The organism is Gordonia sp. LMA167 (assembly GCF_058130025.1).
Genome location: NZ_CM176708.1, coordinates 5,544,723 through 5,553,006, shown reverse-complemented (window position 1 = coordinate 5,553,006; position 8,284 = coordinate 5,544,723). Strand labels below are relative to the sequence as shown.

Below are 8,284 nucleotides of genomic sequence, written 5' to 3'. Positions count from 1 at the left end.
CGTCGCGGGTGCATGACGCCGCGATAACGCTTGCACATCAAGCAACATACGTCACTCCAACAACTTGAATCACGTGAGTAACATGGGTGATGCACGGCGATGACCATGGGTTTTCTGTGTAATTCGCCACCAATTCGCATCACCGGTTTCCAAAAGGCCTTTAGCAAGGCAAGGTATATGTAAGGACCCGGTGCCAGTTCTGTGGGAGGGCAAAGTGGCCAGGGTCGAGAAGACGAGTTCGGGGGAACGGCTGTGGTGACTGAAGTGATGGCAGACATCCGACGGCGAGCGGAGATCACTCCGCGTCTGGCCGCAGTGCGGGTCGGCGACGATGTGGTCACGTACGGCGCGCTCAACGAGGCAATCGAATCATACGGGTCGGTCACCGACCGTCACGGCATGTCACAGGAAGCGGCGTTTCACGCCGGTCTCATCCATTGCATGCCGGCGTTGACACGCATTGACGGTGCCGCCGAACGCAATCGTGTGATGAGCGAAGTGGTTGCCTGGCTGGGCCGCGACCTCGGTGACGGCAACAGCGGTGGCCGCCTTCGCGCGGTCAGCTGACCTGTCCCGGTTGACTCCCGCCGGCTGAGGTCAGATCGGGATGCCGCGTGCCCTCACAACACGGCCAGGACCATGAGGATCACCAGCAGGATCGGCGTGCCGACGACGACGCTGCCGATTCCTGCGACGATCGCGGTGGCCGCACGTCCGGTCCCGCGATAGCGGTTGGGCTCCGGAGCGCGGCGTCGTCCGGCGCTGATCTGGATCAGTGCCACGACGCCGAGGATCACGGCGACCATGCCCGTCACCGCGCCGACGCCCACGAGTGCCAGCGGCATCGACACCATCGAGATGACGAGCGCAGCGGTGGCCGTGGCAGCACTCGGGCGCATCGGCGGCATCTGCGCGGCGAACTCCGCCGATGGCAACCAGATGTCGCGAATCGGCGGCAGCGGGCGATCCACGGGGTCCGGACCGAACGGCAGGTCGAGCGCCGGCGGAAGGTCCCGGTCGTCGCGGATGGTCGACGGCCCGGTGGTGACCCGGTCCTCGCCGGTGGAATTCTCCGACGGCCACGTCAGTATCCGATCGGTGACCGCGGGCGGTATCGAGTCGGTGGGATGGTCGGTTCCCCGCATGACGTACCTCCTGCGCGCGGACCACATCTCGACGGCGGTCCGCTTCGCGTCCATTCTTCCTGATCTGATGACGATCGGTCTGGAAACGGCTCTCGCCGCACCCGGGTGATCAGGGTACGGCGAGAGGTTTGTGTGTTTCGGCGTGATCAGCCGCCGTGCTGGCCGCCCATCGTCGTCAGCTGATCGATGGCGCTGCCGCTGAGCTTCCAGTCGCCGTCGACCTTGACGTACTCGAGCGTGAGGTCGACCGGCTGCGATGCGTGGGGGCTCTTGATCGAGACCGTGGCGATGGCCTTGTTGTCACCCTCGGCCTTCACTTCTTTCACGGTGTAGACGTCGGGGGTGTACCCGGCCGCGTTGGACGCCTTCGCGTAACCCTGGAGGGCCACCTTCGTCACCGGGTTCGTGGTGTCCACGACCGTCTCGAGCTCATCGGACGAGGTGGCCGGGTCCACCGCCTTGCGCACGATCACCTGTGCGTCGTCGGTACTCAGTCCCACGATCGCCTGTTTGGCGTTGCTCGCGGCGGACGCGATCGCCGCGGACGCGTTGTTGGCGGCGCTGCTGACCGTGTTCGACGTGTCGTCGGAGCAGCCGGCAGCGAGTAACACTGCGGAGCCGGCGAGCAACACTGCGGCCATGGACTTCCGAACGTTCATTGAGACTCCTCCTCGTGGGTAAGCCCACACTAACTGACGCATCCGGGGGCTCCGCGCAGCGGAATTAATCGGACCGTGGTCCGGTTAGATGTGGTGACAGTTTCATAGCATTCAGGAGGCGCGACATGCAGTTCGGACTCTTCAGCGTCAGTGACATCACCGTCGACCCCACGACGGGCGTCGAGCCCAGCGAACACGAGCGGATCAAGGCGATCGTGGAGATCGCGAAGAAGGCCGAGGACATCGGGCTCGACGTGTTCGCACTCGGCGAGCACCACAACCGGCCGTTCTTCTCGTCGTCACCGACGACGACCCTCGCCTACATCGCCGCGCAGACCACGACTCTGCAGCTGTCCACCGCGACGACGCTCATCACCACGAACGATCCGGTGAAGATCGCAGAGGATTTCGCCATGCTGCAGCATCTCGCCGGCGGACGGGTCGACCTGATGCTCGGGCGTGGTAACACGGGGCCGGTCTATCCCTGGTTCGGTCAGGACATCCGCCAGGGCATTCCGCTGGCGATCGAGAACTATCACCTGCTGCATCGGCTGTGGACCGAAGAGGTCGTCGACTGGGAGGGACAGTTCCGGACGCCGCTCACGTCGTTCACCTCCACGCCCCGACCGCTCGACGGGGTGGCACCGTTCGTCTGGCACGGTTCGATCCGCAGTCCCGAGATCGCCGAACAGGCCGCCTACTACGGGGATGGCTTCTTCGCCAACAACATCTTCTGGCCGAAGGAGCATTTCCAACGGCTGATCGGCTTCTACCGTGAGCGTTTCGAGCACTACGGCCACGGCACGGCGAACCAGGCGATCGTCGGACTCGGCGGGCAGTTCTTCATCCGGAAGAACTCCCAGGATGCGGTTCGCGAGTTCCGCCCGTATTTCGACAACGCACCGGTCTACGGGCACGGCCCGTCGCTGGAGGAGTTCACCGATCAGACGCCGTTGACCGTCGGGAGCCCTGCGGAGTTCCTGGACAAGACGCTGTCGTTCCGGGAGAGCTTCGGTGACTACCAGAGACAGCTGTTCCTGGTCGATCACGCGGGGTTGCCCCTGAAGACGGTGCTCGAGCAACTCGATGAACTCGGCGCGGTCCTTCCCGATCTGCGAGCAGGCTTCGAGGCGGGACGTCCCGCCGACGTCCCGGACGCACCCACCCACGACTCATTGGTCGCCGCATCGACGTCCGAACGCGAGGAGGTGGGAGCGTGAGCGGATCGAACTCACACCGGCCGACCCGCTCGTTGGTCGCCGTCAACGCCGGCCTCGGTGATCCGTCATCGACCCGGCTGCTGGTGGACCGTCTCGTGGAGGCGGTCGCCGACGACCTGGGCGGTGCTGATCTCGAGATCGAGGTGATCGATCTCCGCGATGTCGCGGTCGACGTCATGCGTTCGCTGACAACAGGATTCGCGGTGAGTTCGGTTGCCGCCGCCCTGGAGAAGGTCTACGCGGCCGACGGGCTGATCGTCGCCACACCGGTGTTCAACGCGTCCTACAGTGGCTTGTTCAAGTCGTTCGTCGATCTGCTCGAGGTGGAGCGGATGCAGGGCATCCCGGTTCTCATCGCCGCGACCGGCGGCAGCCCGCGCCACTCGATGGTGCTCGACCACGCCGTGCGTCCCTTGTTCGTCTATCTGCGCGCAATCGTCGTCCCGACCGGGGTGTACGCCGCGGCCGAGGACTGGGCGGGTGCCACCGGCGACACCGCGCTGCTCTCGGACCGTATCGCCCGGGCGGCGCACGAACTCGGTACCGCGATGGGTAAATCGGAAACCGTTGCGGCGCCGATGGAATCGGACACGATGCGGGCTGCCGCGCGCACCAAGCAGGGCCAGCGTCACACGGCGTTCGAGGACGCCGGGATCGCCAACTTCGCGCGACTGCTCGGCGAGAAGAGCTGACCGGTCGTCGGTGTCACGCCTGGCCCGGGACATTGTGTCGCGGGCGCAGGCGTGACGTCGGCAGTGCCGGTGCGGGCAGGTGCTGGATCTGCCCCTCATAGCCTCGGACCTGACCGAACCGCTCACTGCGGTCGGTCCATTCTTCGCGGAGCCGCACGATGTCGTCGTGACTGCGGCCGAGGAAGTTCCACCACATGATGATCTCCTCGTCGAGCGGGACCCCACCGAGGAGCACCGCACGGGCTGCGTCGTCGGATTCGTTGCGCAGGTGCAGCTGCGTGGCGCCGAGACCGACGTACCCGAGTTCGGTTGGTTTCAGAGGATCCGCCGTGGAGTTGACGACGCGGATCGTCCCCGAGTCGACGAGGATGCCGTGTTCATGGTCCGCGGCGACGGGCAGGGCGATCTCGGTCCCGGCCGGCATCGTCAGCTCGGCGCCGAGCAGGGGAGTGAAGGTGTGTACCGGTGAACGTTCGCCGAGTAACTCGCCGAGGAACACCCGAACTGCGACGCCGTCGCGCTCGATCACCCCGGGGGCGTGATGTGCGAAGTCGCGCGCGGTGTCGGCGGCGTTCTCGGGCAGGGCGATCCAGAGCTGTACCCCGTGCAGGATCGAGGTGTCGGGTGTCGACACCTCGGTGTGGGCGATGCCGTGGCCTGCGGTCATCAGATTGACCTCGCCCGGCCGCACCATCGCGTGATTTCCCATCGTGTCGCGATGCTCGATCTCACCGGCGAAGAGCCAGCTCACCGTCTGCAGGCCGGTATGTGGGTGCGGGGGCACATCCATCCCGCCGGTTGCCGAGACATCGTCGGGACCATAATGATCGGCGAAGCACCACGCCCCGATCAACGACCGCCGGCGCTGCGGCAGGGTCCGGTGCACCGTCATCGCCCGCGGGCCACCCAGGGGGACGTCACGCGCGGTCAGCACCTCCACCGCGACCAGTCCTTCGCCGGCATCGCTGCGCTGCGCTGTTGAGTGGCAGTCGATTTCATCAGGCCGTGTTTCCAGGTTGCTCATGCGCGCACCGTCCGCAGGATTTCGTTCTGGGCTGTCGAGCCAGTGTAGGCCCTGCGGGCCCTCAGGAGATCACGGTCGCGTCGTCGAAGGTCATGGTCACCCGCTCCACCGACGACGTCATCAACGCATGCCGGCCCAGCTGCAGCGACCGCAGTTCGTCGGCGATCGGGTGGGTGCCCAGTACCAGGTCGGCCCCGCCGATGCGGGTGCGGGTGCCCGACGTCGACGTGAGTTTCCAGGGCGTCATCCGCAGGACCCCGTCGAGTTGGGAGTAGGCGTTGAGCACCGCGTCCTTGGTGGAGTCGGGAACCCGGATACCCGGACGCACCGTCAGATCCGCGACCAGCTGATCGTCGGCGACCACGCGCCCGTGTCTGGTCGCCGAATCATGGTCCACCTCGAACTCGGCAAGCGTCTTGGGGAACCCCCAGATCCCACGGCCGGCCGCCAGGGTGAAGTCGCCGTCGACGGGTAGTCGATGGATGAGCGCGCGAGCATCTCCGCTCACCAGCGACCGAAGTGCCCGCAGCGGGGATGCCGGCGGCCGGGTCGGGTCCTCCACGAGGAAACAGACGCCGAACTCGTTGTACGGCCCCAGATCACCGTCGACGTAGTCGACGAACACCAGCATGCACATCGTCCGGCCGGGGCGGATGCGCAGTGGTCGCGGGTGATTCGCGCCGGGGCCCGCACTCCGGATGGCCTGCTCGACCGCCGCGGTGTCCGCCGTGAACCCGGCCACGAAGCAGCGTGCGTGCCGTATCTCCACGGGCATGGTGACGGTGCTGCCCAGGACCTCGTGAGTGGAAGCGGCTGATGCCATCGGTGGGATCTCCTCCGTTGTGCGGACCTAGAACGTGTTCTCGTTTTCATGGTGCCAGGTCGGGCGGCGAAGAGCGACCCGATCCCTCGGTCGCCTCCGCGCGGCGCGGCGCGCCCCGCGTTCGGACGTCGGGGGCGACCGATAGTGTCGAGAGACGGCCTGTGATCGCCGGAACGGCGTGGTGTGGAACGGCGTGGTGTGGAACGGCGTGGTGTGGAACCGGAGGTGAGGGTGACGTCTGACAATCCTCCCGTGATCCGCGTAGGGATGGTCGACGATCATCCTTCGCCGATCTGGGGGATCGAGAGAATCCTCGACCGTCAGCCCGATCTCGAACTGGTGTGCTCGGCGCCCACCGTCGGCGCACTGCTCGCGCAGCAGATCCCTCTGGACATCGTGATCCTGGATCTGCGCCTCGACGACGGCACGACGCCCGGCGAGAATGTCACGCGGCTCACCGAAGCGGGCATCGGGACCGTCGTGTACACCTCCGGTGAGCATCCCGCGTTGCTGCGCTCGGCGGCGCGGGCAGGCACGCTGGGGATGATACTGAAGTCCGCGTCAGAGCATGAGCTCGTCGAGGCCGTCCGTGCGGCTGGCGCCGGCCGCGAGGTGCTGACCACCGAATGGGCGGCCGCGATCGATGGTGACCCCGAGCTCGCGGCGGTGGATCTGAGTCCGCAGTTGCAGCGTGTTCTTACCCTGTATGCGTCGGGGGAGACCTCGGCGGGCGTAGGGGCGGCGCTGGGCGTGACCGTCGAGACGGTCAACGAGTACCTCAAGCGGATTCGGCAGAAGTATGCCGCAGCCGGTCGTCCGACGCACACCAAACTCGACCTGTTCAAACGGGCGGTCGAGGACGGTTGGTTGCCCTTCCCGGGGCACGGGCCCGCGTCGCCGAATCAGCCGTCACCGGGTCGTTCGTCGTCACCGGGTCGTTCGTCGTCACCGGGCCGTTCGTCGAGGAGACGGTCGTCGCGGCACGGAGAGGCCGGCCCGCCGACCGAATAGTCACTCGATGAGACTTTTGTCACAAATCATCTCATCTCCCGTCTCGGTGACTGCCGGTGTCACCGGCATCGGCGTTGCCCGATAGTGGCGGCGTCGAGCGCCCTTGTCCCCAATCCTGGGTCTACAGTCGCGCCGCCGGATGCCTTAGCCTGCAGTCGACCAGCAGCGGTCTCGTCGGGGGACCGGGTCGCTTTGTGGCAACGGAGGTTGTGTTGCGAACGAAGGATGGCCGATGACCGCTCATTCACGAATGCCGAACCGGTCGGTGGTGCCGGCGTTGCGCTCAGGTGCTGCCGGCCCGCCGCCGGCGCTCGTGTCGTCGAGGATCAGGCCGCCAGGCGGCCTCCCCGTGACATGCATGTCGGACTACCGCCACGGAGATGTTGGGATGCCAGAGGATCGAGCGCCGGAACTCTCCACGCGGGAGGTCGAGGTACTGCTCGCCTGGTTGGCGGCCGAATCGAAGGAGGAGGCCGCTGCCGTGCTGTTCATCGCCGCATCCACCGTGAGCACCCACCTGGCGCGGATCCGGGCGAAGTACGCCGCCGTCGGACGAGACGCACCGACGAAGGCGCATCTACTCGCGCGGGCCCTCCAGGACGGATACACCGAGCTCGACGCCTGGTGACCCGCCGGTGCCGCGCTCAGCGCAGGTCGCGGGCGATCTGCGGCCAGGTGCGGTGCAGATCGTCCTGCCAATAGCCCCACGAGTGCGTGCCGGTGGACCGCAAGGTCACCTTCGCGGGAATGTGCAGCGCGGCGAGCCGGTCGGCCATCTGACGGGTGCACTGGTCGATGGCCACCTCGATGAGCCCGCCGAGGGCGGCCTGATTCGCCAGGAAGAACGGGTCCCCCTCGACGAACGGGTCCTGCAGACGTTCGTGCGTGCCGGGCAGGCCGGTTCCGGCGGTCATGTAGATCTTGGTCCCGCGCAGCTTCTCGGCGTTCACGTAGGGGTCGTTCTCGCGCCAGCCCGGACCGTTCAGCGGTCCCCACATGTTGACCAGGTTGCCGCCCCCACGGTCGGAGACCACGAACCGGATGTACTGCTGGCCGGCGGGATCGCTGGTCCGCGCACACCCACTGAACGCGGCCACCGACCGGTACAGCTTCGGCGCGGCGATGGCCAGGTTGAACACGGTGGTTCCCGCCATCGAGATCCCGGCGACGGCGTTGCGCCTGGTGGTCGCGAAGTGCGTGTCGATCAGCGGCGGTAGCTCCTCGGTGAGGAAGGTCTGCCACTTGTTGCGCCCGAGCGCGGGGTCGTCGCGCTGCCAGTCGGTGTAGTAGGAGAACGCACCACCGATGGGTGTGACCACATAGACGTCCTTGTCGGCGAAGAACTGCTTGTAGTCGGTGCGGGCATCCCACGTCGCGGAATCCTCGCCCCCACCCGCGCCGTTGAGCAGATACAGCGTGGGGCTCGGCTTGGCCCGATCACGAGGGGTCAACACGGTCACCGGGATGTTCTTTCCCATCGCCGCCGAGTAGACGATCAGGGTGACCTGCTGCGGATCGTCGTCATATGAACTGACGATCCGCGACTGCGGTGCCGCAGACGCGGAGCCGGCCGTGCCGGTCACCATCGATGCGACAATCGCCGCTATCGTCACGATCACCCCGAGGACCGGTCGCTGAATTTTCCCCACGATTCCCCTTATCGGTATTCACACGTCCCGCGTTTCACAGCAGCAGTTTTGCCTGCACCAC

10 protein-coding genes are annotated in these 8,284 nt (G+C 66.4%); 5 read left to right on the top strand and 5 right to left on the bottom strand.

Annotated features, from left to right (window positions below; genetic code table 11):
* The first annotated feature begins 267 nt into the window (after window positions 1-267).
* Complete coding sequence (locus ACVT6V_RS25255) at window positions 268-567, top strand: hypothetical protein (RefSeq protein WP_489896819.1); 300 nt, start codon at window positions 268-270, stop codon at window positions 565-567.
* Between the two features lie 53 nt (window positions 568-620).
* On the opposite strand, the gene ACVT6V_RS25250 is transcribed toward ACVT6V_RS25255, so the two are convergent.
* Window positions 621-1,145 (bottom strand): DUF4190 domain-containing protein, encoded by a 525-nt coding sequence (locus ACVT6V_RS25250; RefSeq protein WP_489896818.1) that lies wholly within the window; start codon window positions 1,143-1,145, stop codon window positions 621-623.
* Between the two features lie 146 nt (window positions 1,146-1,291).
* Window positions 1,292-1,804: an MTB12 C-terminal domain-containing protein gene (locus ACVT6V_RS25245; RefSeq protein WP_489896817.1), complete on the bottom strand. Its 513-nt coding sequence runs from the start codon at window positions 1,802-1,804 to the stop codon at window positions 1,292-1,294.
* A gap of 125 nt (window positions 1,805-1,929) precedes the next feature.
* Between ACVT6V_RS25245 and ACVT6V_RS25240 the strand changes: the two genes are divergently transcribed.
* Together ACVT6V_RS25240 and ACVT6V_RS25235 are read left to right on the top strand one after the other, a co-directional pair.
* The gene (locus tag ACVT6V_RS25240; protein ID WP_489896816.1) at window positions 1,930-3,024 is read left to right on the top strand and encodes an LLM class flavin-dependent oxidoreductase; all 1,095 of its coding nucleotides are present in this window, start codon (window positions 1,930-1,932) and stop codon (window positions 3,022-3,024) included.
* Window positions 3,021-3,716, top strand: coding sequence for a CE1759 family FMN reductase (locus ACVT6V_RS25235; RefSeq protein WP_489896815.1), 696 nt, complete (start codon window positions 3,021-3,023; stop codon window positions 3,714-3,716). Before ACVT6V_RS25240 ends, ACVT6V_RS25235 begins: the two co-directional genes overlap by 4 nt.
* A 13-nt stretch (window positions 3,717-3,729) precedes the next feature.
* On the opposite strand, the gene ACVT6V_RS25230 is transcribed toward ACVT6V_RS25235, so the two are convergent.
* Both ACVT6V_RS25230 and ACVT6V_RS25225 read right to left on the bottom strand, forming a co-directional pair.
* The gene (locus ACVT6V_RS25230; protein WP_489896814.1) at window positions 3,730-4,740 is read right to left on the bottom strand and encodes a pirin family protein; all 1,011 of its coding nucleotides are present in this window, start codon (window positions 4,738-4,740) and stop codon (window positions 3,730-3,732) included.
* Between the two features lie 61 nt (window positions 4,741-4,801).
* On the bottom strand, window positions 4,802-5,563 hold the full coding sequence (locus tag ACVT6V_RS25225; protein WP_489896813.1) for an acetoacetate decarboxylase family protein: 762 nt from the start codon (window positions 5,561-5,563) through the stop codon (window positions 4,802-4,804).
* A gap of 267 nt (window positions 5,564-5,830) precedes the next feature.
* On the opposite strand from ACVT6V_RS25225, the gene ACVT6V_RS25220 reads away from it, so the two are divergent.
* Together ACVT6V_RS25220 and ACVT6V_RS25215 are read left to right on the top strand one after the other, a co-directional pair.
* Entirely contained in the window at window positions 5,831-6,574 is a 744-nt protein-coding gene (locus tag ACVT6V_RS25220) for a LuxR C-terminal-related transcriptional regulator (RefSeq protein WP_489901006.1), read from the top strand.
* 232 nt (window positions 6,575-6,806) lie between these two features.
* The gene (locus ACVT6V_RS25215) at window positions 6,807-7,202 is read left to right on the top strand and encodes a LuxR C-terminal-related transcriptional regulator (protein ID WP_489896812.1); all 396 of its coding nucleotides are present in this window, start codon (window positions 6,807-6,809) and stop codon (window positions 7,200-7,202) included.
* 16 nt (window positions 7,203-7,218) lie between these two features.
* Here ACVT6V_RS25215 and ACVT6V_RS25210 read toward each other — a convergent pair whose 3' ends face one another.
* Window positions 7,219-8,160: an alpha/beta hydrolase gene (locus ACVT6V_RS25210; protein WP_489896811.1), complete on the bottom strand. Its 942-nt coding sequence runs from the start codon at window positions 8,158-8,160 to the stop codon at window positions 7,219-7,221.
* Window positions 8,161-8,284: the final 124 nt, after the last annotated feature.

What these genes read in the sequence shown, in the direction of transcription:
- ACVT6V_RS25255 (WP_489896819.1), top strand. Translation starts at nt 268, where the DNA reads ATGGCAGACATCCGACGGCGAGCGGAGATCACTCCGCGTCTGGCCGCA.
- ACVT6V_RS25245 (WP_489896817.1), bottom strand. Translation starts at nt 1,804, where the DNA reads ATGAACGTTCGGAAGTCCATGGCCGCAGTGTTGCTCGCCGGCTCCGCA.
- ACVT6V_RS25210 (WP_489896811.1), bottom strand. Translation starts at nt 8,160, where the DNA reads ATGGTGACCGGCACGGCCGGCTCCGCGTCTGCGGCACCGCAGTCGCGG.
- ACVT6V_RS25220 (WP_489901006.1), top strand. Translation starts at nt 5,831, where the DNA reads ATGGTCGACGATCATCCTTCGCCGATCTGGGGGATCGAGAGAATCCTC.
- ACVT6V_RS25215 (WP_489896812.1), top strand. Translation starts at nt 6,807, where the DNA reads ATGACCGCTCATTCACGAATGCCGAACCGGTCGGTGGTGCCGGCGTTG.
- ACVT6V_RS25230 (WP_489896814.1), bottom strand. Translation starts at nt 4,740, where the DNA reads ATGAGCAACCTGGAAACACGGCCTGATGAAATCGACTGCCACTCAACA.
- ACVT6V_RS25250 (WP_489896818.1), bottom strand. Translation starts at nt 1,145, where the DNA reads ATGCGGGGAACCGACCATCCCACCGACTCGATACCGCCCGCGGTCACC.
- ACVT6V_RS25240 (WP_489896816.1), top strand. Translation starts at nt 1,930, where the DNA reads ATGCAGTTCGGACTCTTCAGCGTCAGTGACATCACCGTCGACCCCACG.
- ACVT6V_RS25225 (WP_489896813.1), bottom strand. Translation starts at nt 5,563, where the DNA reads ATGGCATCAGCCGCTTCCACTCACGAGGTCCTGGGCAGCACCGTCACC.